The sequence below is a fragment of the Chryseobacterium sp. MEBOG06 genome, from assembly GCF_021869765.1.
GTDB lineage: Bacteria > Bacteroidota > Bacteroidia > Flavobacteriales > Weeksellaceae > Chryseobacterium.
Genome location: NZ_CP084580.1, coordinates 2716225 through 2739718, shown reverse-complemented (window position 1 = coordinate 2739718; position 23494 = coordinate 2716225). Strand labels below are relative to the sequence as shown.

The window sequence follows — 23494 nt, the reverse complement described above, 5'->3', positions numbered from 1 at the left end:
AAAAATCGGTTTTTTTATGAAATATATAATTTTAGCTGAATTCAATGTAAATATTTTCGCCTACATTCAATCCAAACAGGCTTTTAGCCCCGTTTTTTTTGCTCCCTTTATAGATAGAAAGCTCCAGGAACTGACTATCATTGAAGATTGCCGCAGACTGCCCATGAAATTCCGTTTCTCTTTCCCAGTCCGAAACCACTTCCGTATGGCTGGAAAATATACGGGAAAGACTGAGGTTTCTGAATTTTATAGTAAAGGCATTGTATCCTTTGCTGATATTTTCAAAAAAATCTTTGTTGATATTTGATATTATATTTCCGAAATTATCAATATAAGTGACTTCTCCAATGATCATTCCCTCAGATTCATTGTGTACCGGTTTGGGAAACATCAGTTCCTTCGCAGTATCTATTTTTCGTCCTATCACTTCAGGAAGTCCGCCATTGGCAAGATGCACTGCTGCAGGAACAAAAATGTCTGTAGAAGTAAAATTGATAATATCATCAAAGCGGTTATTGAGGGTAAGCTCATAGATCGCTTCGGGTTTAATATCAAAAAATATCAGACTTAAAAGACCATTGTCCGCCGCCAAAAAGTAGGAATCATCAGCTTTATAAAGGATATTTTTTCTTGATTTGTGGTAAAAACTGTCTACCGAAAGGATATGAATACTTCCTTTTGGAAAATATTTGTAAGCATTTCTTACAATATATGAAGTTTGTATAAGGTTGAATGCCTGGATATCGTGGGTTATATCAATAATATTAACCTCAGGATTTAGAGACAGAATTTTGCCTTTCACAGCGGCAACTCTGTAATCTAAATTTCCGAAATCCGAAGTAAGGGTAATAATTGACATGAGCAATTTCTAGAATAGTGTAGTCTTGCAAAGTTATTTAAAATAAAAAGAAAGCCCGAAAGATTGTTGAAAAGAATTTGATATAAATTTGAAAAAAATCTTTAATTTTAAAATCTAATAAATAAAAATACTGCATGTTTGAATTAACGTATGATTTGGAAGATCTCGATAAAAAAATCTTCTATGGAGTTAATAACCAATATTTCAACCTACTAAAATCAAGCTTTCCAACCATTAAAATTACAGGAAGAGACCATTTTATCTTTGCCATTGGGAATCAGGAAGCTTTAGATATATTGAAAATAAAATTGGATGATATCGTAAAATTCATCTCTAAAAATAATTCAATAGAGCTCAAAGACGTCGAAAATATCCTGAATATTAAAGATGAAAATGAGAAACATCTGATCTTTGACCAGGATATTATTGTAAAAGGGGTAAACGGTAAGATAATTAAAGCTAAGACCACTAATCTTAAAAAACTGGTTAAGGAAACAGAGAAAAAAGATATGGTTTTTGCCATTGGCCCTGCAGGAACTGGAAAAACGTATACCAGTGTTGCTTTGGCAGCAAGAGCTTTGAGGGATAAAGAAGTAAAAAGAATTGTGCTTACAAGACCTGCTGTAGAGGCAGGGGAGAGCCTAGGGTTTTTACCGGGAGATCTTAAAGAAAAGCTGGATCCGTATTTGCAGCCACTATATGATGCACTTCGTGATATGATTCCTCATGAAAAGCTGGAAGGCTTTATGGAGAAAAAGGTAATTGAAGTAGCCCCATTGGCATTTATGAGAGGGCGTACTCTGGATGATGCCTTCGTTATCCTTGATGAAGCACAGAATACTACGCATGCTCAGATGAAAATGTTCCTTACGAGAATGGGGATGAATGCGAAGTTTATCATTACAGGAGATCCTAGCCAGGTTGATTTACCAAAAAACCAGCAATCCGGGCTGAAGGAAGCGATGAGAATTTTAAACGGAGTGAATGAAATCGGTTTTGTACACCTTACAGAAGAAGATGTTGTGAGACATCCTGTGGTAAGAAAAATTATTCTGGCTTATAATGATGAAGAAAAGAGGCTGAGAAATGATTGATTCTAAATAAGTAAAAGTGTCGTTAACCTTTTATTAACCATGAATAATGATTATTAAATTTGTTAATTTGAAAAAAATAATTAGTTTTGCATCCTTAAATGTAAAAACTAATATACAATGAAAAAACTTATACTTGTTGCAGCAGTCGCTGTTATGGGAATTAACGCAAACGCTCAGGAATTTAAATTTGGACCTAAAGCAGGTTACTCTTTATCAATGCTTAAAGCAACTGGCGAAGGAACTACTTACAAGTTTGATGCAAAATCTACTTTCTATGCTGGTGTAATGGCTGAATATAAATTCAACGATAAGCTTGCAGTACAGGGAGAGGTATTGTATTCTCCAATAGGTGGGAAACAAGAAGAGACTGTTTCTTACAGCATAATGGGAGCTACTGTTACAGGTACTGAAAAGTCAGACTGGAAAATAGGAACTGTACAGATTCCTGTGAGTGCTAAATATTATGCTACAGAAAACTTGGCATTTGCAGCAGGACTTAATGTGGGAATTATTACTTCGGCAAAAATAAAAGTGACAGCTGATATTACAGGAACAGCAGGCGGTCAAACTACTTCTGATTCTACCACTGAAACAGAAGATGTTAAAGATCACATGAATAAATTAAATTTAGCTCCATTTGTAGGTGCTGAATATACTCTTGAAAATGGATTGTTCTTTGACGCAAGGTATAACTTAGGAGTTTCTAACCTGATGAAAAAACAAGATGGTGAAAATGGAACCCTGAAAAATAGCTTCGTTCAGATAGGTGTTGGTTTCAAATTCGGAGGAAACTAATTCTGATATTCGGAAATAAAAACAATAAGAAGCAGGACAAAATAAGTCCTGCTTCTTTATTTTAACAGAATATTTTTCTCTATAGTTTAGCCACTAAACCAGCAAAAACTTAAATCTTAATTCATTTTTTGTCTGGTTCGGGCTTTTAAACCTGTCTGCATTTGTACTCATGATGAAAATAATTAGTATTTTTGGCCGGTAATTTTAAACTAAAAAAATGAAAAAGCTATTATTAGTAGGTGCTTTTGCACTATTAGGAGGTGCTCTTCAGGCACAGGAAGGTTTTAAAATTGGAGGACATATTGGTGTTCCTGTGGCTGACGCAAGTGATGTAGCTTCGTTTACATTAGGAGTAGATGCTGCTTATATGTGGAATATTGCTAAAGGTCTTGACCTTGGGGTAACCACAGGGTATTCTCATTTCTTCGGAAAAGATCATTTTGATGATTTCGGGTTTGTTCCTGTAGCTGTTTCCGGTAAATACAGATTCTCCGGAGCACCTATCTTTGTAGGATTGGACTTGGGATATGGTATCTCTACAAAAGACGGAATGGATGGTGGTTTCTATGCACAACCAAAATTTGGATACCAGATGTCAAAAGGAGAGTTGTATATAGGATACCAATCTATAAGCAACAAGCGTGATCTTCCGGGGTGGGGGAGTCATACCTGGAACGTTGGAGCTGTTAATTTAGGATATAACTTCTTCATTAAATAATAATATTCTTAAAAATATAGAGAACTCCGGCCGAAAGGCCGGAGTTTTTATTAAGGGACTATTAACAAATAGAAGGAATTCTTAACAAAAGCTTTCAATTCGCATCAATGATAAGCTTATGACAGGCTGTTAAAGCCCTTGAATTATAAATATTTGCTGGGATTTTATGAGTTAAGGCATTAAATATTAACATTTGAAACAGGTAATTACTGATTGCTTTGATAGTTTTTACGGGTTTTATCTGAAATTGATAAATTTAAAAAATTAGATATATTGAATTCCTGTTGATGATTTGGAGTTTATTTATTCATAAAATTGTGAAAAAATCAAAAACTTCTTTTTAGTAAGATTTATTTTTGTAAAGTGCCGGATTTTAACAATGATATTAATCACATTAACAAATTTTAATATTAGTGGCTACCACTGTAAATTTGCCCTCAGAAAGTATTAAAATTTTTTAAAATGAAAAAAATATTATTAGCGGGTGCTGTTGCACTTTTTGGTTTATCAAACGCTCAAATTGCTAAAGGAACTACATATTTATCAGGATCTGTTGGTTATTCCCAGGAAGAAACTAACAATGGTAACCTTAAAACAGAAAACTTCAACGTATTACCTACAGTTGGATATTTTGTTAACACAAACTTAGCAATTGGTTTAGGGATCGGTTACCAAACTGAAAAAACTACATCTACTACTACAACATCTATCCTTAATACAACAACTGTAAGCGAGGATATTACTAAGAAGCCAGCTTTCGTTGTTGCTCCTTTCGTAAGAAAATACTGGACTTTATCTGATAAATTATTTATTTTCGGACAATTAGCAGTACCAATGGAGTTTGGGAAAACTAAAATTGAAAATAGCTCAGTATCAACTTCTGGAACGACTACAGTTTCTAACTCTACTTCTACTGAAGCTAAATACACTCAAATTGGTGTTACTGTGAAGCCAGGTTTAGATTATTTCTTAAACAAAAACTGGTCTATCGAAGCTACTATCGGTGAGTTTGGTTACAACAACTACAAGCCAAAAGATGGTGATGCTACAAACAACTATAACTTCGGTCTGAATTTATCTTCTGTGACTTTCGGAGTTAAATATGTATTTGCAAAATAATAAACAAAGCATATAGCAATAGAGCCCTGAGAAATATCTTAGGGCTTTTTTAGCATAAAAGACTTAATAATATAGCTATAATAATCATGAAAAAAATAGTATTAGCATGTGCGGTTGCTCTTTTCGGCTTTTCAAATGCCCAGATTGTTAAGGGAACAACTTATCTTTCCGGACAGGTAGAATATAGCCACAGTGAGAATAACCAATTTACTCAAAAAAGAAAGGATGATGTGGTGAAAATTCTTCCTACGGCAGGTTATTTTGTCAATACAAACTTAGCGATAGGACTGGGAGCAGGCTATAAAAGTACTGTTACAAAGTATGACTTAGGGAATGCTGCCATCAGTAATCTGCTGGAAATAAAAGATACGGAGAATGCATTTGTTGTAGCTCCATTCATTAGAAAATACTGGACTTTATCGCACAAATTATATATATTTGGCCAACTGCAGATTCCATTGGAATTTGGACAAGAGAAAGTGGATGCAAACAGTAATATTGAGATGGGAGATCCAGAGCTTGCTTCTTTTGAAGGGAAAAATAATTACACCCATATTGGAATTAATATCAAGCCGGGTGTGGATTATTTTTTAAGTAAAAAATGGTCAATAGAAGCTACCTTTGGTGAGTTTGGATACAATACCAATAAAAGGGATCTGGATGGTGCGAAGAGGCAGAATAACTATAAATTTGATGTAAATCTGGCTTCTGTAACATTTGGAGTTAAATATGTATTTGCAAAATAATAGACAAAAACATATAACCATAAATTTGAAAGTTTTCTTAAAAAAACTATTTAATATAATAATCATGAAAAAAATCTTATTTGTATCAGCGCTTGGTTTATTTACAGGGCTGAATGCACAAACTACATTTGGAGTAAAAGCGGGTTATGCTTTATCAAAATTAAACTCTAGCGAAGGAGATTTCGAATTAGGGGGATAGAAGGAAGTTTAAAATCAAAGTCAGGATTTTATATCGGAGCTTTAGTTGAGCATAAAATTACTGCTAAATTTGCTCTTCAGGGAGAGGTTGAATATGCCAATCTTGGAGGAAAAGCAGAAGTTGGGATACCAGGCACAGGTTTTACATTAACTGAAAAAATGAATCTTAACCGAATTGTAATTCCTGTATCTGCAAGATATTATGCGACTCCGGAATTGGGAATTTATGCAGGTCCTTATGTAAGCTTTAAAACAAATAATACAGTAAAATTTGAAGTAAGCGGTCCTAATGCCGGTATGGTAGATCCTTCAGGACTTAAAGAAGGGGAGCGTTATTTGGAAAGAGAGTTGAATAATGGTTTAAAATCAACTGATTTTGGTTTATTCTTAGGAGCAGATTATAATGTTTATAAGGGGTTATTCGTGGATGCACGTTATAGCTTTGGACTTACCAATATGATCAAGAATCCTGTAGATGGAGAGACGTTGAAAATGAATTTCTTCCAGCTTGGAATAGGGTATAAGTTTAAATAAACGATACCGATAAAATAAAAAAACTCTCAGAAATTTCTGAGAGTTTTTTTATAGATCATTTTTGTTTCAAATTATTTACCGAACATTCCACCCATTCCAGGCATGTTAGGCATTTTGCTCATCATCTGCATCATCTGCTTTCCTTGAGGCCCCTGCATCATTTTCATCATTTTACCCATCTGGTCAAATTGCTTCATTAGCTGGTTCACATCTTCAATTTTTCTTCCTGCACCTTTTGCAATTCTGTTCTTTCTCTGCGTGTTGATGATAGACGGTCTTCTTCTTTCATCCGGCGTCATAGAGTAGATAATAGCCTCAATGTGCTTAAATGCATCATCACTGATCTCTACGTCCTTGATTGCCTTTCCAACTCCCGGGATCATTCCCATCAAGTCTTTCATGTTACCCATCTTCTTAATTTGGTTGATCTGCTTTAAAAAGTCGTCAAAACCAAATTCATTTTTAGCAATTTTCTTGTGAAGTTTCTTAGCTTCTTCCTCGTCAAACTGCTCCTGAGCTCTTTCTACTAAGGAAACAACGTCTCCCATTCCAAGGATTCTGTCTGCCATCCTTTCCGGATAGAAAAGATCCAGAGCTTCCATTTTTTCTCCTGTAGAGATAAACTTGATTGGTTTTTCAACAACAGAACGGATTGTTAATGCCGCACCCCCTCTTGTATCACCATCTAATTTCGTTAAAACAACTCCGTCAAAATTCAATGCATCGTTGAATGCTTTTGCTGTATTCACGGCATCCTGACCTGTCATGGAATCTACCACGAAAAGTGTTTCCTGCGGCTTAATGAAGTAATGTACGGATTTAATCTCGTTCATCATCTGCTCATCAATTGCCAAACGGCCGGCAGTATCCACAATAACAACATCATGGTTATTGGCTTTTGCAAAATTAATTGCATTCTCCGCAATAGTAGATGGGTTGGTAGACCCTTCTTCTGTATAAACAGGAACATTAATCTGCCCTCCCAATACTTTCAGCTGATCAATCGCTGCAGGACGGTATACGTCACAGGCAACCAACAAAGGCTTTTTATTTCTTTTTGTTTGTAGATAATTAGCAAGTTTTCCGGAGAAAGTAGTCTTACCCGAACCCTGAAGACCTGCAATAAGGATTACAGATGGTTTTCCTGAAAGATTGATTCCTTCCTGAGAACCTCCCATCAGATCTACCAACTCGTCATGAACGATTTTGGTCATCAATTGTCCTGGAGTAAGGGACGTAAGAACGTTTTCTCCTAATGCTTTATCCTGAACTCTCTTAGTAAGATCTTTTGCTACTTTATAGTTAACATCAGCATCTACCAATGCTCTGCGGATTTCCTTTACGGTTTCTGCAACATTGATTTCAGTAATTTTTCCACGTCCGGAAATATTGTGTAATGCCTTGTCTAACTTATCCTGTAAACTATTAAACATATTTATTGTAAATTATAGGTTTGCAAAAATAAGGAATTTTTAAGAAATCTGAGTAGTATTCGCTTAATATTATAAGGATTAGATTGAAATTCAAATAAAGAAAGGAAATTAGAACAAGAAAAGAAAGTTCTTTTATGCACAATCCCATTTGTTTTAGCCTTAAAAATGTGCAGATGACATTTTCTCTAATTCATTTTGTTTGGTTTTTACTATAATATATATATATGATAGAAGATTTTGAGATTTTTTTTGTTTAAAAAATTATAGTGTTATTTTTGCACCATGAATTTTTCAGATGTTTTTATTATTGTAGCATTGGCTGTTGTTCTCAATACAGCGGTCTATATAATATTTAAAAAGTATTTACACGGTAGAGAGGATGCAGCCCTCAAGTTTCTCACCTTTAATATCCCTAAAGATATTATATGGCTTGTGGTTTCGTTACTGATTATTGACAAAACAAAAGAAAATTTTCTGTTTTTACTTGTATGCTTTATTATAGCGTCATTCCTTATATATTTACCTATAATAAAACTCATTAATAAATCTTGATTTTTTTGATGATAAAAATCAATTTTTAATATTGGTAAAGTTTAATAAAATCGATATATTTGCACACGATTAAAAAAGAGATATGAACAGAAAAATTTCTTCGTTATTTTTCGCATTTTTGTTTGTGTTTATTAGCAGTTTAGCTGCTGCACAGCACGAAACTGAAGGGGAAAAAACAGCTGAAAAAGTAGAGCATAGAGAAGCAAAAGAAGGCTTCAATGCAACTAAAGTGATCATGGAACACATCGGTGATTCAAATGAATGGCATTTATGGACTACAAAAGATGACAGTGGTGAAGAGCATCACGTTTCTATCCCTTTGCCGGTTATTATTAAGGATAACCAAGGGTGGCATACTTTTCTTTCCAGCAGTATTGCTCACGGACATGAACATGATGGGTATACTTTGGAAGAAGGACAGGTAGTTTCTACTAAAGGGATTGAAAAAGCTACTTTATTTGCAATCATCAGTGGAAAACAAAAATCAAACGAAGTGTTTTTTGATCTTTCAGTAACGAAAAACGCAGCTTCAATGTTCTTGTCAGTAATTTTTATGGCGGTAATCTTCATAGGGATGGCAAGAAATTACAAAAAATCACAACTTCCAAAAGGAATTGGAAAATTATTGGAACCAGTGATTGTATTTATCAGAGACGAGGTGGCTATTCCAAACATCGGGTCTGTTAAATATAAAAGATATATGCCTTATTTATTAACTGCATTTTTCTTTATCTGGATTAATAACCTTTTTGGTTTGATTCCATTCTTTCCTTTCGGAGCGAACCTTACTGGTAATATCGCGATTACTTGTGTGCTGGCGATCATTACATTAATTATTACATTGTTCAGTGCTAATAAAGATTACTGGAAACACATCTTTATGCCGCCGGTTCCAATCTTATTGTACCCAATTATGGTTCCAATCGAGATTATCGGAATCTTTACAAAGCCTTTCGCTTTAATGATGCGACTTTTTGCTAACATCACTGCGGGACACATTATGATCTTGGCGATTATTTCATTGATCTTCATTTTCAAGTCTCCATTGTTAGGATTTGCATCTGTACCATTAGCATTATTCGTTTCTGTATTGGAATTACTAGTTGCTGCACTACAGGCTTATATCTTTACAGTATTATCTGCATTGTTTATCGGTATCGCAGTTGCGGAACATGAGCATGAGCACGGTCATGAAGAACACGCTCACTAATTAATTAAGAAAAAAGAATTTAAAATAATTTTTAACTAAATATTTATTTATTATGGATTTATCAACTGGAACAGGATTAGTTTACGTAGGTATCGGTTTAGCAGTACTAGGTGTAGGTCTAGGTATCGGTAAAATCGGTGGACATGCAATGGATGCTATCGCTAGACAACCAGAACAAGCTGGTAAGATTCAAGGAGCAATGCTTATCGCTGCTGGTCTTATTGAAGGAGCTGGTCTTATCGCGATTATCTTTGGTGCTTTCATCAAGTAATCTATCCTCAAAAAAACATTCTTAGCAGTTAAGCGGTTGGCTGCTGCTAAGAATTTTAAAAACAATCCATAAATAACACTTAAAAAAAGAATCTACAGATATGGGAATTATTGAACCTGGAATTGGACTTTTGTTTTGGATGACTCTTACATTTGTTATCCTATTGTTTCTTCTAGCTAAATTCGCTTGGAAACCAATTGTTAATGCTGTTAATGAAAGAGAAACATCTATTGTTGATGCATTGAACCAAGCTAAATTGGCGAAAAAAGAGATGGAAGATCTTAAAGCTGACAACGAAAGAATCATTCGTGAGGCTAAAATTGAAAGAGATGCTATCCTTAAAGAAGCTAGAGAAATTAAAGACAGAATCGTAGGTGAAGCTAAAGATGCTGCAAAATCAGAAGGAGACAAATTGATCGAAGCTGCTAAGCAAACTATCAACGCTGAGAAAAATGCTGCAATGGCAGACATCAAAACTCAGATCGGTGCTTTATCTGTAAACATTGCAGAATCTATCTTGAAACAAAAGTTAGATAACAACGAAGCTCAAAACGAATTAGTTCAAAATTATATCAACAAATCTAACCTTAACTAATAATGCTTACATCTAAAGTAGCGAAAAGATACGCACAGGGTTTGCTTGAATTCACTAATGAATCAGGTGAGACAGCTGCTGTATTTTCTGAAATGAAAGATGTAGTGAAGATTATGATTGAATCCAAAGATTTGAACAAATTCTTCCTTACGCCTTACATTGATGCAAAAAAGAAAATAGAGGTAGCAAGTGAAATTTTCAAAGGTTTATCAGTATCTTCTCAGAATTTGATCAAGTTGGTAATCAAGCATGGACGTGAGAACCAATTGAAAAATATCGCTCAGGAATTCATCAAAAAAGTTGAAGATATCAATGGAGTGCAGAGAGTAACGCTTACTACAGCTACTCAGCTTTCAAAAGAAAATATCGATCAGATACTAAGATCTACCAGCCTGGTAAATGCTAATTCAAACTATGATTTGAAAGTAAATATCAACCACGATATCTTAGGTGGATACATCTTAAGAGTAGGTGATCAGCAGGTAGACGCGTCTGTGAAGACAAAACTAAACCAAGTTAAAAAAGATTTTCAATTAAATTAAGAAAAACAACCATACAATGGCAGAAATAAATCCGGCAGAAGTATCTGCGATCTTAAAACAGCAATTGGCCAACTTCGATACTCAATCAAACGTTGAGGAAGTAGGTACAGTTTTAACCATCGGTGATGGTATTGCTCGTGTATACGGGTTAGAAAACGTACAATACGGAGAGTTGGTGAAATTTTCTAGTGATGTAGAAGGTATTGTACTTAACCTTGAAGAAGACAACGTAGGTGTTGCTTTACTAGGTGAAAGTAAATTAGTAAAAGAAGGGGATACAGTAAGAAGAACAAACAGAATCTCTTCTATCAAAGTAGGAGAAGGTATGTTAGGAAGAGTAGTAGATACTCTTGGTAACCCTATTGATGGTAAAGGTCCTATTTCAGGGGAATTATATGAAATGCCGTTAGAAAGAAAAGCTCCCGGAGTTATCTTCAGACAACCGGTAACTGAGCCTTTACAGTCAGGTATCGTTGCGATTGACTCTATGATCCCTGTAGGAAGAGGACAGAGAGAGCTTATCATTGGTGACAGACAGACAGGTAAAACTACTGTTGCTATCGATACGATCATCAACCAAAAAGAATTCTTTGAAGCTGGGAAACCAGTATATTGTATATATGTTGCTATCGGGCAGAAAGCGTCTACTGTAGCACAAATCGTTAAAACTCTTTCTGATAAAGGAGCTTTAGCATATACTGTAATCGTTGCGGCTAACGCATCAGACCCAGTTCCTATGCAGGTATATTCTGCAATGGCAGGAGCTGCTATTGGAGAGTTCTTCAGAGACACAGGTAGACCAGCATTGATCGTTTATGATGATTTATCTAAACAAGCTGTTGCTTACCGTGAGCTTTCCCTACTATTAAGAAGACCACCGGGCCGTGAAGCTTACCCTGGAGACGTTTTCTACCTTCACTCAAGACTATTGGAAAGAGCTGCAAAAGTGATTGCTGATGATAATATTGCTCGTCAGATGAATGACTTACCAGAATCTCTTAAGCCAATCGTTAAAGGTGGTGGTTCATTAACTGCCCTTCCGATTATCGAAACTCAGGCAGGTGACGTCTCTGCATATATCCCTACAAACGTAATCTCTATTACAGACGGACAGATCTTCTTGGAGTCTGATCTATTCAACTCAGGGGTTCGTCCTGCGATTAACGTAGGTATCTCTGTATCAAGAGTAGGAGGGAATGCTCAGATCAAGTCAATGAAAAAAGTATCTGGTACACTTAAGTTAGACCAGGCTCAATATAAAGAATTAGAAGCGTTTGCTAAGTTCGGTTCAGATCTGGATGCTTCTACTTTAGCAGTAATCTCTAAAGGAGAAAGAAACGTGGAGCTTCTGAAGCAGCCAGTTAACTCTCCACTTCCGGTAGATAGCCAGGTTGCTATGATCTATGCTGGTACTGAGAACCTATTGAGAAACGTTCCATTGAACAAAATTAAAGAATTCCAACACGAATATATCGAGTTCCTAAGATCTAAGCACCCTGATACAATGGCTGCAATTAAATCTGGAAAAATCGATAACGATATTACAGGTGTTCTTAAGCAGGCAGCTAACGATTTAGCTTCTAAATACAACTAAAATTAGTTGATGGTTGTTGGTTGATAGTTGACAGAATTTTCTAAAACTAGCAACCAACAGCCGACAACCAACAACTAACCCAATATGGCAAACTTAAAAGAAATACGAGGCAGAATTACGTCAATTTCATCTACGATGCAGATTACTCGTGCTATGAAAATGGTTTCCGCTGCGAAACTGAAGAAAGCACAAGACGCAATCGTAATGCTAAGACCTTATTCTGAAAAATTACAGGAGCTTATCCAGAATGTAAATTCTAGCTCAGATCCTGATCAGATTTCTGTATATGCTCAGAAAAGAGAGGTTAAAAGAGTACTTTTCATCGCTGTTACTTCAAACAGAGGTCTTGCGGGTGCTTTTAACTCTTCTATCGTAAAAGAGCTTAACCTTCAGTTTCAGAACAAATCTCAGTACGAGGTTGAAGTTCTTCCTGTAGGTAAAAAAGTATATGATGCTGTAAGAAGAAGTCATACAGTATATACTAATGGAAGTTTCGTTTATGATAATCTGAACTTTGATGCAGTAGCTAATATTGCTGAAGGGGTGATGACAAGTTTCAGAGAAGGTAAATTTGACGAAGTATATGTTATTTATAACAAATTCGTTAACGCTGCGAGTCAGGTAGTAACTACAGAGCAGCTTCTTCCTATCTCAATGCCTGAAACTACTGAGCCACAGGTTGAAACAGATTATATCTTCGAACCGAACAGAGCAGAGATCTTGGATAACTTGATTCCTAAGTCTATTAAAACTCAGGTTTTCAAATCAATCTTAGACTCAGTAGCATCTGAACACGGAGCGAGAATGACTGCTATGCACAAAGCTACAGACAATGCAGAGGCTATGAGAAATGATCTGAAGATTTTCTACAACAAAGCAAGACAGGCTGCAATTACAAACGAAATCTTAGAGATCGTTTCAGGAGCAGAAGCTTTGAAAAATTCTTAAAGAATTATTTTAACATACTATTACAAGCATCGATACTATCGATGCTTTTTTTGTTGTATAAGAAGTTAAAAACGGCCATTTGGTGATCAAAAACTCCCTTTTTACAGCGAAATTGAAGTACGGGTCCAATGATTTTTTTTATTTCAAAATAGCCATATGTGGGCGCTTCATTTTTATCTTACAAAAATTCCCGTACCGAAATACCTTATCCCGGATTCAGGTTATTTATATTTTGCATATCTTTGTACCTAATAAAATTATACAACTTCTAAATGGACTCGGACATAGTCAGGCTTTTGCTGGCCTTATTTCTTGTTTTACTAAATGGCTTTTTCGTAGCCGCAGAATTTTCAATTGTTAAAGTTCGTTACTCACAAATCCAACTAAAAGCCGCAGAAGGCGATTCGATGGCTAAACAGGCAGAACACATTATCAAACATCTTGATGAATATCTTTCTGCTACACAATTAGGAATTACATTGGCATCCCTTGCCCTTGGTTGGGTAGGAGAGAGCGCCCTGCATCATGTGGTAGAAAGTATCTTCCACTCTTTAAATATAGATTTAACACAAACCACAATTACCACTGTTTCAGTGGTGACCAGTTTTGTATTGATTACCATTATGCATATTGTATTTGGTGAACTTATTCCAAAATCAATTGCGATCAGAAAATCAGAAGCCACTACAATGGCTACTGCAGTTCCGTTGAGGGTTTTTTATACAATATTCAAACCGTTTATCTGGTTGATGAACTCAATGTCCAATGGCTTTTTAAGACTTATAAAAATCCATCCGGCTTCGGAACAGGAAATTCACTCTACAGAAGAGCTTCAGCTTTTGGTAAAGCAGAGTGCAGACAGCGGAGAGATTGAAGAAGAGAACTATGAGATCATTAAAAATGCATTTGATTTTACAGATCACTCTGCCAAGCAGATCATGGTTCCAAGACAGAATATTACTTCTATCGACTTTGAAGAGGATATCAATGATATTATCAACAAGATCATGGACAGCGGGTATTCTCGTATTCCGGTGTATCTGGACTCAATAGACAACGTAATCGGGATTTTCTATACCAAAGAGATCATCCGTGAATTTGTCAAAAGAAAAGGAGATCTTGATCATGAAGACCTTAAAGATCTGATGCGTGATGCATTTTTTGTGGTAGAAAGTAAAAAAGTTTCAGACTTATTAAAAACATTCCAGCAGAAAAAGCAGCATTTGGCGATTGTAATTGATGAATTTGGAGGAACTGAAGGGATTATTACATTAGAAGATATTCTGGAGGAACTGGTAGGTGAAATTCAGGATGAAGAAGATGAAGAAGAAAAGATCGTTGATAAAATTGCAGATAATACCTATTGGGTTCAGGCAACCCAGCCTCTGGATGAGATCAATGAACATTTACCTAAAAAACTGCCTCTTTCCGAGGAAAGCGAGTACAATTCATTGGCAGGATTCATCCTATATGAGCTAGAAGAAATTCCTGAGGAAAATCAGGAGTTTGACCTTGATAACTATCATTTCAAAATTCTGAAAATGAATAATAAGAGTGTAGAGCTTGTTGAATTGATCTATCAGGAACCCAATGCTATTGACAACTTAGCAGATAAAATTGGAGAAGTTTAAAACAATCAGAATGAGTTTTTATAATACAATAAGAGATTACGAAAATCCAAAGCGCCAGTATGAAGAAGAAGTAATGGTACTGGATGATACGGATGATGTCTATAAACTGGTGCTTCATAATGATGATATTCATACATTCGATTATGTAATTGATTGTCTGATCGAAATATGCAAGCATACAATGGAACAGGCCGAGCAGTGCACAATGCTTGTACATTATAAAGGCAAATGCACCGTAAAAACAGGATCAATAGATGTATTGAAGCCTATGCATGAAAAATTAATTTCAAGGGAATTAACAAGCGAAATTATATAAAATAAAATCCGGCAATCAATTTGCCGGATTTTTTATTGAAAAATGAGGCAAATAGGCAGTGATTGTACTGTAAATTTCTCAAACATTTAACTTTTCCCTCAATAATCCCTGAATGTCCTAATCTCTTAATTTTTCAAATTATATTCTTACATTGCCATATTTTATCTAAAATAGTATATTTGTACCAACTATAAAGAAACAAAAAAGAATGCTTGTAATAGGAATTGCCGGTGGTACAGGATCTGGCAAAACTACAGTTGTTGACAAAATACTTCAACAGCTTGATATTGAAGGAATGAATATCCTTTCTCAGGATAATTATTATCATGACAATCAGAATCTGACACTGACAGAAAGAGAGGCTTTAAATTATGACCATCCGAAGTCCATCGATTTTGAATTACTGATAAAACATGTTAAAGCTTTAAAAAACAATGAGCCCATTGAGCAGCCAATTTACAGCTTTGTAACACATTCCCGAACAGGAGATCATGTCACTGTAGAACCTAAAAATGTATTGGTAGTAGAGGGAATTCTTGTCCTTACCAACAAAGAATTGCTGAAAGAATTCGATCTTAAGGTTTTTGTTCATGCTGATTCAGATGAAAGGCTGATCAGGCGTATCCGAAGAGATACCCAGGAAAGAGGAAGAGATCTGAGTGAGGTACTGCACCGTTATCAGACTACCCTGAAGCCTATGCACCAGGAATTCATCGAGCCGTCTAAAAATGATGCCGATCTTATTATTCCTAATATGAAACAGAATTCCGTAGCGATTGATTTTTTAACTACTGTTATTAAAAACTCGTTGAGAAAACATTAAAAAAATGGAAGAAAACAAACTTATCAAAAACATTCAGCCGAAATCTGAAACATTCAAAACTATCCAGAGATATTTTTTGAATAAGTATACCATTACGATCTGCATGTTTTTGGTATGGATGGTTTTCTTCGACAAAACCTCATTTCTTGTAATTAACGAACTGAATGGCGAGATTCATAAGAATGAAGAGCAATTGGAGTATTATAAAAAAGAATACGAAAAAAATGATGCTTTTTATAAAAAACTGATGAACAACAAGTCAGAGAAAGAAAAATATGCAAGAGAAAATTATTTTATGAAAAAGCCGAATGAAGAAATCTTTATTCTGGTAGTAGACAGTACAAAAGTCGCTAAAAAATAAAATAATGCAATAAAAACCTCAATAGTGAATAGTCAGAGATACTATTCACTTAATCAGGTAAAATTGACCATCGATAACTCACTCCATTAAACAAAACTAATGTCAAATACAGATATACTTCCAAACTGGGAAAAACTAGTAAAAAAGCAGCTTAAAACAGAGGATATTTATCCCGTTCTGGAAAAAGCAAACCTTGAGGGAATAAAGGTAAAGCCTTTTTACACAGATGTTCAGAAGCCTTTGGTAAATCTGCCAAGAATTGAAGAAAGTACCCATTTGGTAGCTTGCTACCACGAAAGTCTGGAAGATGAAGTATTTGCATTTCTTTTGGATCAGAATGTTGAAAATCTGACCGAGAAAACTCTTTTTATCAATAATAAAGATCTGGCAGGGCATATCAGTCCTACAGAAGAAGATCAGTATTTCTCTCTCATTGATGTTTTTAACGAGAAGGAGGGAAGCATTGATGACCAGCTGGCAAAAGAATTATTGTCAAAAGAATTCAAAAGAAACATTTGTGTTGATATTTCCTTACATCAGAATGCCGGAGCTGCTATTTATCAGCAGCTGGGGATTGCCCTGGCAAAAACTAAAGAGCTGATAGAGGCATATGGTGCAGAAATAATCAATAAACTGATCTTCAGAATCGCTGTTGGAGGCAACTATTTCTTTGAAATGGCAAAGTTGAGAGCTTTTAAAATAGTTTTCAATCAGCTTTCAAAAGAATACGGTATGGATGAAGTTCCCTACATTTTTGCAGAAACATCTTTTAGAAATAAAGCCGTTTCGGATAGTGAAAACAACCTGATCCGTTCTACATTAGAGCTTGCTTCCGCAATGATTGGTGGAGCAGATGCCGTTTTTACCAATAACTACCTTGTTGACAGGAGTACAGATAATTCAAAAGAAATTTCTTTCAAGCAACAGATTGTTTTGGCCTATGAGAGTATCATTAATGTATTTGAAGATGCTTCTAACGGAAGCTATTATGTTGAAGATATCACTCAACAGATTGCAGACAAGTCATGGGCTTTATTTGTTGAAATGGAAGAAGCAGGAGGCTATCTTGAGCTTTTAAAGCAGGGCGTTATTCAGAAGAAAATTTATGATCACGCTATTGAAGAACAACAATGGATCGAAGAGGGGAAAATAAAGCTGATTGGCGTTAATTTATACCCCAAATTGGAGGTTAAAAAGTCAATAGCGGATCTATACAGCGAAACAGAAATAAAAGCGGTTCGTTGGGCTGAAATGTTTGAATAAAAACATTCTTTACATCATGAAAAAGTCTTCTAATTCTCCTATTATAGTTTTTCGCAAGCTGAGAAAGATCTTGATAAGAGGGCAAATCAATCTTACTTAGGCAAAATGGTATAATATCAGCACATCTGATTATATTTTTTATCAGAGATAATTTTGATAAGTGATCATTTTCTGTAAAGATTTTGTGTAAATTTATAAAAACACAAAATACAAATGTTATGAAAGAAAATGAGATAAGTTTTTTTATCAGGAAGTCTATTTTTTCTGTTTATAATGAACTAGGACCGGGGCTTTTGGAGAAGGTTTACGAAAAAGTTTTGGCTTACGAACTTAAGAATAACGGATTAAAAGTGAATACTCAGGTGCCAATGAAGATTACATTTAGAGATACTATTATTGACTCTAGCTTTGTCGCTGATATAATTGTTGAAGATAAAGTGATCATAGAAATAAAAGCGGTAACAGAAATAGCAAATGTTCATCACCAGCAATTATTAACCTATCTAAAGTTAACAGGATTGAAACTAGGGATTCTGGTTAACTTTAATACTGATTATATTAGTAAAAGTATTTTTCGGAAAGTAAGAGGAGATTTGGACTGATTTTTTTTATTAACCACAGATTACGCAGATTTTCACAGATGATTGCGTATATTTTTTTAAATAATCAGAAGAAAAAGATATCAATGTCTCGTACCTGCATTAAAATACATAAACAAATAAAACCTAAACATCTGTGAAAATCCGTGTCATTTGCGGTTAAAAAATAGATATCCCCAATTCACATATATAATTACACAAAACTTTAGAATAAGAAGAAACAAAAAGTATAGTTGCACTGTAGTAATACATAAAAAAATAAAATATAAACATCTGTGAAAATCCGTGTCATCTGCGGTTAAAAAATAGATATCCTAATTCGCATATATTATTACACAAAACTTTAGAATAACAAGAAACAAAAAGTATGGTTGCACCGTATTAATACATAAACAAATAAAATATAAACATCTGTGAAAATCCGTGTCATCTGCGGTTAAAAAATAGATATCCTAATTCATATATCTTATTACAGAGAGCTTTAGAATAAGAAGAAACAAAAAGTATAGTTGCACCGTAGTAATACATAAAAAAATAAAACCTCAACATCTGTGAAAATCCGTGTCATCTGCGGTTAAAAAATAGATATCCTAATTCACATATCTTATTCCAGAGAGCTTTAGAATAAGAAGAAACAAAAAGTATAGTTGCACCGTAGTAATACATAAAAAAATAAAACCTCAACATCTGTGAAAATCCGTGTCATCTGCGGTTAAAAAATAGATATCCTAATTCACATATCTTATTCCAGAGAGCTTTAGAATAAGAAGAAACAAAAAGTATAGTTGCACCGTAGTAATACATAAAAAAATAAAACCTCAACATCTGTGAAAATCCGTGTCATCTGCGGTTAAAAAATAGATATCCTAATTCACATATCTTATTACAGAGAGCTTTAGAATAAGAAGAAATTAAAAGTATAATTGCACTGTAATACATAAACAAATAAAATATAAACATCTGTGAAAATCCATCTCATCTGTGGTTAAAATATTAAACAAAGAAATTCAAAATTACATCAATGCAAATCTGAATGCAGATTTACACACACTGCTACTGAAAAAATCCCCATTTCCAGAGGTTTCTATGCAGGAAATAGTACAACAGATCAAAGGAAAGCAGGTTGCAGAAAGAAAATTCCCTTTTTTGCTGAAAGAAGGCATTCTTTTCCCTCCACAGCTTAGCCTCGAGCAGTCGTCCTCTGAAAAAACAGCCCTTTATAAATCAGAAATTTTAAAAGGTAAAAAATTCATTGATCTTACAAGTGGTTTCGGTATTGATGCTTATTATCTGTCTCAGGATTTTAAGGATATTACTTTAATAGAGCAGAATGCGGAACTTTTAAAGATTGTAGAGCATAACTGGAATGTTTTGAGCAGGAATGCCCGATTTATCAACCGAAAGCTGGAAGACTTTTTAAATGAAAATCAGGAGCATTTTGATGTCGTTTATCTTGATCCGGCCAGAAGAGACCAGAATAAAAACAAAGTTTTCCTTTTGGAGGACTTATCTCCAAATATTCTTGAAATCCGGGAAAAATTACTTTCAATTTCAAATCAGGTCGTAATTAAGCTATCTCCATTGATTGATATGAAATACCTGGTTTCTGTTTTGCCTCAAATCTTCAGGATTGATATTGTTGCTTTGAAAAATGATGTAAAAGAGATTGTCATCTTCTTATCCGATGAAAATAAAAAAGAAATTATTTGCAATTGTGTGAATCTTGAAAGTGGGGAACCTGCCTTTACTTTTGTTTTTGGAGAAGAAGAAAATGCAGTATCTGAGTATGATGAACCTGAAAAATTCATTTATATCCCCAATAATTCCATTTTAAAAGCAGGAATCTTTAATTTGATTTCAGCAAAATTCGGATTGAAAAAGCTTCACCCTAATACCCATATTTATACCAGCGGAGAAAGAATAACAAATTTCCCAGGAAGGATTTTAGAAATGGAATCTATTGATTCAAAAGGTGTTAAAAAGAAAGAACAGTATAATATTATTTCAAAAAATCACCCCTTAAAACCCGAAGATATTAAAAAGAAATATGGGTTGAAAGATGGCGGTGAGAAGTATCTTATTTTTACACAATCTAAAAAAGGAAAAATAATTTTAAAATCAGTATAAAAATGTTGCCGAAAAAAGTAGGTTTTCTTAATTTTGGGCAATCAAAAATGTAAGCATGAAATCGCTCGCTGTTTAGATACTTAAAATAAGCTAAAATAGTGCGGTTCCATATAACCTTAAAAAAAATAAATTTTACATATGAAAAAATTAGTTATATGTTTAGCGATTGCAACGGTAGCGGTAAGCTGTAAAAAGGTACCGAACGGAGGAAACAGAGGTACTTTGAAACTGGAAGAAGGAGTAGAAAGATATTCTGACGATCCTCAGGGAGGAGAAGCTCATGGACATGAGGCTGCTGCTGATCATAAGGAAGAGGCTGTAAAGTCTGAAGCTGCGGCTCCTAAAACAGACAGTGCTGTTGCTGCAAAGCCTGTTGAAACAGCAGAAAAAGCTCCAAAAGCTGAACACTAATTATAAGTATACAATATACAATTGCCCTGTTTCTATGCAGGGCATTTTTTATTAATAAAAATGATAGAAGGCTGAATTACCGGGAAATAAGCAATTTATTGGAAAATCCTGCGTTTTTGCTTGGTCCAGCGAAGCATTTTTTTTAATTTTAACAAAATAAAATTTTACAATGCAAGAGACATTAAATTACATCAACGAAAACAAACAGCGTTTCGTGGATGAATTATTTGAGTTATTGAGAATCCCTTCTATTTCTGCAGATCCGGCATATAAAGATGATGTATTGAAGTGTGCAGACGTATGTGCAGAATACCTTAGAAATGCTGGAGCTGATAATGTTGAAGTATGTGCAACAAAAGGGTATCCTATCGTTTTCGGAGAAAAAATTATAGATAAAAACCTGCCAACGGTATTGGTATACGGACATTATGACGTTCAACCTGCAGATCCACTGGAGCTTTGGAGAAAACCTCCTTTTGAGCCTTACATTGAGAAAACTGAACTTCATCCCGAGGGCGCTGTTTTTGCAAGAGGGTCAGCAGATGATAAAGGACAGTTCTTTATGCACCTGAAGGCTTTCGAAGCAATGATGAGAACCAATGCACTTCCTTGTAATGTTAAATTTATTCTGGAAGGAGAAGAAGAAGTAGGATCAGTAAGCCTGGGAGACTTCGTAAATGAAAACAAAGAAAAACTGGCTTGTGACTGTATTCTGATCTCTGATACCCATATCTACAGCAATGAGCAGCCAACCGTTACTACAGGATTAAGAGGATTAAGCTATGTGGAAGTAGAAGTGGAAGGACCAAATAGGGACCTGCATTCAGGACTTTACGGAGGTGCCGTTCCGAATCCTATTCATGTACTTTCAAGAATGATTGCTAACCTGATTGACGAAGATGGTCATATCACTATTGATGGATTCTATGATAATGTGGAGATTGTATCTGATTCTGACAGAACAGAAATGAATAAATTGAAGGATAACCCTGAAGAATTCAAAAAATCAATAGGCTTAAGCGATGTAGAAGGTGAAAAAGGATATACAACACTGGAAAGAGCTTCCATTCGTCCTACTTTAGACTGTAATGGTATTTGGGGAGGTTATACAGGAGAAGGAGCTAAAACAGTTATCCCTTCAAAAGCTTTTGCAAAAATTTCAATGCGTTTGGTTCCTTATCAGACTCCGGAAGAAATTACAGAAAAATTCACCAGATATTTCGAAAAAATAGCTCCGGATACTGTAAAAGTTAAAGTAACTCCTCACCATGGAGGAATGCCTTACGTTCTGCAAAGTGATACAAAGGAATTCTTAGCAGCTAAGCAGGCTATGGAAACCGCATTTGGTAAAGAAGTTTTACCGTACAGAAGTGGAGGAAGTATTCCAATTACATCGATGTTTGAGAAGGTTTTAGGAGCTAAATCGGTATTGATGGGCTTCGGATTGGATTCCGACGCAATCCACTCTCCAAACGAACATTATGGATTGTTTAATTTCTATAAAGGGATTGAAAGTATTCCATTGTTTTTTGAAAATTATTCAAAATAAGAATTAAACTTATAAAATTAGTAAGGCGCTTCTATCAGGAGGCGCCTTTACTTTTTTATAAGTGTCTGATTTTAACAAATTATCTTGAGGAAAAGTGTCCTTATATGCTGTATTTCAGATTGTATAGATATTAATTATAGTGAGTTTTAAGTTGAGCTAATTAAAAATAAAACGTTTATTGTTGTTTATTTAATATTATATCTCACTTTTGATGGAATTTTTTATTATTTTTATTGTAAAACTTAATTTACCATGAAAAAACACTACTCATTTGTATTGATCTTATTTTCAATACTTTCTTTTGCACAGCAGATCATTTCTTTTGAAGATGCTGAAGGCTTTTCACCAATAGACGTAAACGGACAGGTGAATTGGATAAGCACTCCTACAGGTGGAATACCTGCCAATGTCACCAATCAGGTGATCAGTACAGATAATGCCAGTGATGGAATTCGTTCCCTGAAGATCGTCAAAGAATCTACCTATGGAACGCAGACTGATCCCATAATAGGAGGTTTTTATAATTTACAGACCCCTATTTCCTTTGCTGATTTTTCTATTTCTTTTGAAATTAATATGTCACAGCGTAACGGTTCCGTTTTTGGATTTCAGGCAGTAGACAGTACAGAAGAACAGTTTGCAGTAAGAGTGGATTTTGATAAGACGGGTGTGGTGAAAATTCTGGATATGATCTCAGGAACACAAACTCTTATTTCTCTTTCCGAAATCTGGACACAGAACATCTGGTATAAATGCAGGATAGTGGGAACTGCCACAGATATTAAATATTATCTTAATAACACTTTGATTTACACAGGTTCCGCTGCTACAGTAGATATCAGTCAGCTTCGTTTTGTGCATAATAATGCATTGGGGAGTGCTTATATTGATAATATTGTGATCACCAACGGAGTCGTACTGGGGGTCAATGACCTTAAAACCAATACTAAACTGGTATCATTATATCCGAATCCGGCATCCGACTTTATAAAAATTAATTCTCAGAATAAAATCAAGAATGTAATGGTTTATGATCTTAATGGAAGAAGAATTGATGTTAAACGATATGGAGATGAAATAGATGTAAGAAATTTGTCTGCTGGAGAATATTTACTTACTATAGAAACTGATGGAAGAAGCAGTACCGAAAAATTCATAAAAAAATAATACCTGATAAATCTTAGGATATATAAAACGCTTCAATTG

General features: G+C 34.8%; 25 protein-coding genes. 23 read left to right on the top strand and 2 right to left on the bottom strand.

The features are described from left to right. Positions 1-31: 31 nt before the first annotated feature. The gene (locus LF887_RS12565; RefSeq protein WP_236854545.1) at positions 32-859 is read right to left on the bottom strand and encodes an S-adenosyl-l-methionine hydroxide adenosyltransferase family protein; all 828 of its coding nucleotides are present in this window, start codon (positions 857-859) and stop codon (positions 32-34) included. Positions 860-993: 134 nt separating this feature from the next. Between LF887_RS12565 and LF887_RS12560 the strand changes: the two genes are divergently transcribed. The 7 genes from LF887_RS12560 to LF887_RS12535 all read left to right on the top strand — a co-directional run bounded on the left by LF887_RS12560 (position 994) and on the right by LF887_RS12535 (position 6063). Then, entirely contained in the window at positions 994-1953 is a 960-nt protein-coding gene (locus tag LF887_RS12560) for a PhoH family protein (RefSeq protein WP_236854544.1), read from the top strand. Between the two features lie 117 nt (positions 1954-2070). Further along, positions 2071-2748, top strand: a complete 678-nt coding sequence (locus tag LF887_RS12555; RefSeq protein WP_236854543.1) for a porin family protein — start codon at positions 2071-2073, stop codon at positions 2746-2748. A gap of 217 nt (positions 2749-2965) precedes the next feature. Next, a complete protein-coding gene (locus LF887_RS12550; RefSeq protein WP_236854542.1) occupies positions 2966-3466 on the top strand; it encodes a porin family protein in 501 nt (166 codons plus the stop codon). 462 nt (positions 3467-3928) lie between these two features. Then, entirely contained in the window at positions 3929-4585 is a 657-nt protein-coding gene (locus tag LF887_RS12545; RefSeq protein ID WP_236854541.1) for an outer membrane protein, read from the top strand. Positions 4586-4671: 86 nt separating this feature from the next. Next, positions 4672-5331, top strand: coding sequence for an outer membrane beta-barrel protein (locus LF887_RS12540; protein WP_236854540.1), 660 nt, complete (start codon positions 4672-4674; stop codon positions 5329-5331). 64 nt (positions 5332-5395) lie between these two features. Continuing rightward, positions 5396-5530, top strand: a complete 135-nt coding sequence (locus tag LF887_RS24235) for a hypothetical protein (RefSeq protein ID WP_262912470.1) — start codon at positions 5396-5398, stop codon at positions 5528-5530. Then, a complete protein-coding gene (locus LF887_RS12535) occupies positions 5518-6063 on the top strand; it encodes a porin family protein (protein WP_317207809.1) in 546 nt (181 codons plus the stop codon). The genes LF887_RS24235 and LF887_RS12535 overlap by 13 nt, the downstream gene beginning before the upstream one ends. Positions 6064-6134: 71 nt before the next feature. Here LF887_RS12535 and ffh read toward each other — a convergent pair whose 3' ends face one another. Then, on the bottom strand, positions 6135-7496 hold the full coding sequence (ffh, locus tag LF887_RS12530) for a signal recognition particle protein (RefSeq protein ID WP_236854539.1): 1362 nt from the start codon (positions 7494-7496) through the stop codon (positions 6135-6137). Between the two features lie 634 nt (positions 7497-8130). Here ffh and atpB point away from each other — a divergent pair. The 16 genes from atpB to LF887_RS12450 all read left to right on the top strand — a co-directional run bounded on the left by atpB (position 8131) and on the right by LF887_RS12450 (position 23455). Next, the gene (atpB, locus tag LF887_RS12525) at positions 8131-9258 is read left to right on the top strand and encodes a F0F1 ATP synthase subunit A (RefSeq protein WP_236854538.1); all 1128 of its coding nucleotides are present in this window, start codon (positions 8131-8133) and stop codon (positions 9256-9258) included. A gap of 52 nt (positions 9259-9310) precedes the next feature. Continuing rightward, entirely contained in the window at positions 9311-9529 is a 219-nt protein-coding gene (locus LF887_RS12520) for an ATP synthase F0 subunit C (RefSeq protein ID WP_034681712.1), read from the top strand. A 100-nt stretch (positions 9530-9629) separates the two neighbouring features. After that, the gene (locus tag LF887_RS12515) at positions 9630-10124 is read left to right on the top strand and encodes a F0F1 ATP synthase subunit B (protein ID WP_236854537.1); all 495 of its coding nucleotides are present in this window, start codon (positions 9630-9632) and stop codon (positions 10122-10124) included. A 2-nt stretch (positions 10125-10126) separates the two neighbouring features. Then, positions 10127-10666, top strand: a complete 540-nt coding sequence (gene atpH / locus LF887_RS12510; protein ID WP_236854536.1) for an ATP synthase F1 subunit delta — start codon at positions 10127-10129, stop codon at positions 10664-10666. A gap of 16 nt (positions 10667-10682) precedes the next feature. Then, positions 10683-12260: a F0F1 ATP synthase subunit alpha gene (gene atpA, locus LF887_RS12505; RefSeq protein ID WP_236854535.1), complete on the top strand. Its 1578-nt coding sequence runs from the start codon at positions 10683-10685 to the stop codon at positions 12258-12260. A gap of 84 nt (positions 12261-12344) precedes the next feature. Continuing rightward, entirely contained in the window at positions 12345-13208 is an 864-nt protein-coding gene (gene atpG, locus LF887_RS12500; RefSeq protein WP_236854534.1) for an ATP synthase F1 subunit gamma, read from the top strand. A gap of 272 nt (positions 13209-13480) precedes the next feature. Then, complete coding sequence (locus LF887_RS12495) at positions 13481-14839, top strand: hemolysin family protein (RefSeq protein WP_236854533.1); 1359 nt, start codon at positions 13481-13483, stop codon at positions 14837-14839. Between the two features lie 10 nt (positions 14840-14849). Next, a complete protein-coding gene (locus LF887_RS12490; protein WP_236854532.1) occupies positions 14850-15155 on the top strand; it encodes an ATP-dependent Clp protease adaptor ClpS in 306 nt (101 codons plus the stop codon). Between the two features lie 208 nt (positions 15156-15363). Continuing rightward, entirely contained in the window at positions 15364-15978 is a 615-nt protein-coding gene (udk, locus tag LF887_RS12485; protein ID WP_109617533.1) for a uridine kinase, read from the top strand. A 4-nt stretch (positions 15979-15982) separates the two neighbouring features. Beyond that, positions 15983-16339, top strand: coding sequence for an FtsB family cell division protein (locus tag LF887_RS12480; protein WP_236854531.1), 357 nt, complete (start codon positions 15983-15985; stop codon positions 16337-16339). Between the two features lie 99 nt (positions 16340-16438). Continuing rightward, a complete protein-coding gene (locus LF887_RS12475) occupies positions 16439-17602 on the top strand; it encodes a methylmalonyl-CoA mutase family protein (protein ID WP_236854530.1) in 1164 nt (387 codons plus the stop codon). A gap of 218 nt (positions 17603-17820) precedes the next feature. Further along, positions 17821-18204 (top strand): GxxExxY protein, encoded by a 384-nt coding sequence (locus LF887_RS12470; protein WP_236854529.1) that lies wholly within the window; start codon positions 17821-17823, stop codon positions 18202-18204. Between the two features lie 978 nt (positions 18205-19182). Further along, on the top strand, positions 19183-20328 hold the full coding sequence (locus tag LF887_RS12465; RefSeq protein ID WP_236854528.1) for a THUMP-like domain-containing protein: 1146 nt from the start codon (positions 19183-19185) through the stop codon (positions 20326-20328). 138 nt (positions 20329-20466) lie between these two features. Next, a complete protein-coding gene (locus LF887_RS12460) occupies positions 20467-20739 on the top strand; it encodes a hypothetical protein (protein ID WP_236854527.1) in 273 nt (90 codons plus the stop codon). Between the two features lie 169 nt (positions 20740-20908). Continuing rightward, positions 20909-22288: a dipeptidase gene (locus LF887_RS12455; RefSeq protein WP_236854526.1), complete on the top strand. Its 1380-nt coding sequence runs from the start codon at positions 20909-20911 to the stop codon at positions 22286-22288. Positions 22289-22540: 252 nt separating this feature from the next. After that, a complete protein-coding gene (locus tag LF887_RS12450; protein WP_236854525.1) occupies positions 22541-23455 on the top strand; it encodes a T9SS type A sorting domain-containing protein in 915 nt (304 codons plus the stop codon). Positions 23456-23494 lie beyond the last annotated feature (39 nt).

Excerpts from the sequence above, each read along its gene's own strand:
- LF887_RS12565 (WP_236854545.1), bottom strand. The coding sequence starts at position 859 with ATGTCAATTATTACCCTTACTTCGGATTTCGGAAATTTAGATTACAGA.
- LF887_RS12560 (WP_236854544.1), top strand. The coding sequence starts at position 994 with ATGTTTGAATTAACGTATGATTTGGAAGATCTCGATAAAAAAATCTTC.
- LF887_RS12555 (WP_236854543.1), top strand. The coding sequence starts at position 2,071 with ATGAAAAAACTTATACTTGTTGCAGCAGTCGCTGTTATGGGAATTAAC.
- LF887_RS12550 (WP_236854542.1), top strand. The coding sequence starts at position 2,966 with ATGAAAAAGCTATTATTAGTAGGTGCTTTTGCACTATTAGGAGGTGCT.
- LF887_RS12545 (WP_236854541.1), top strand. The coding sequence starts at position 3,929 with ATGAAAAAAATATTATTAGCGGGTGCTGTTGCACTTTTTGGTTTATCA.
- LF887_RS12540 (WP_236854540.1), top strand. The coding sequence starts at position 4,672 with ATGAAAAAAATAGTATTAGCATGTGCGGTTGCTCTTTTCGGCTTTTCA.
- LF887_RS24235 (WP_262912470.1), top strand. The coding sequence starts at position 5,396 with ATGAAAAAAATCTTATTTGTATCAGCGCTTGGTTTATTTACAGGGCTG.
- ffh (WP_236854539.1), bottom strand. The coding sequence starts at position 7,496 with ATGTTTAATAGTTTACAGGATAAGTTAGACAAGGCATTACACAATATT.
- atpB (WP_236854538.1), top strand. The coding sequence starts at position 8,131 with ATGAACAGAAAAATTTCTTCGTTATTTTTCGCATTTTTGTTTGTGTTT.
- LF887_RS12520 (WP_034681712.1), top strand. The coding sequence starts at position 9,311 with ATGGATTTATCAACTGGAACAGGATTAGTTTACGTAGGTATCGGTTTA.
- LF887_RS12515 (WP_236854537.1), top strand. The coding sequence starts at position 9,630 with ATGGGAATTATTGAACCTGGAATTGGACTTTTGTTTTGGATGACTCTT.
- atpH (WP_236854536.1), top strand. The coding sequence starts at position 10,127 with ATGCTTACATCTAAAGTAGCGAAAAGATACGCACAGGGTTTGCTTGAA.
- atpA (WP_236854535.1), top strand. The coding sequence starts at position 10,683 with ATGGCAGAAATAAATCCGGCAGAAGTATCTGCGATCTTAAAACAGCAA.
- atpG (WP_236854534.1), top strand. The coding sequence starts at position 12,345 with ATGGCAAACTTAAAAGAAATACGAGGCAGAATTACGTCAATTTCATCT.
- LF887_RS12495 (WP_236854533.1), top strand. The coding sequence starts at position 13,481 with ATGGACTCGGACATAGTCAGGCTTTTGCTGGCCTTATTTCTTGTTTTA.
- LF887_RS12490 (WP_236854532.1), top strand. The coding sequence starts at position 14,850 with ATGAGTTTTTATAATACAATAAGAGATTACGAAAATCCAAAGCGCCAG.
- udk (WP_109617533.1), top strand. The coding sequence starts at position 15,364 with ATGCTTGTAATAGGAATTGCCGGTGGTACAGGATCTGGCAAAACTACA.
- LF887_RS12480 (WP_236854531.1), top strand. The coding sequence starts at position 15,983 with ATGGAAGAAAACAAACTTATCAAAAACATTCAGCCGAAATCTGAAACA.
- LF887_RS12475 (WP_236854530.1), top strand. The coding sequence starts at position 16,439 with ATGTCAAATACAGATATACTTCCAAACTGGGAAAAACTAGTAAAAAAG.
- LF887_RS12470 (WP_236854529.1), top strand. The coding sequence starts at position 17,821 with ATGAAAGAAAATGAGATAAGTTTTTTTATCAGGAAGTCTATTTTTTCT.
- LF887_RS12460 (WP_236854527.1), top strand. The coding sequence starts at position 20,467 with ATGAAAAAATTAGTTATATGTTTAGCGATTGCAACGGTAGCGGTAAGC.
- LF887_RS12455 (WP_236854526.1), top strand. The coding sequence starts at position 20,909 with ATGCAAGAGACATTAAATTACATCAACGAAAACAAACAGCGTTTCGTG.
- LF887_RS12450 (WP_236854525.1), top strand. The coding sequence starts at position 22,541 with ATGAAAAAACACTACTCATTTGTATTGATCTTATTTTCAATACTTTCT.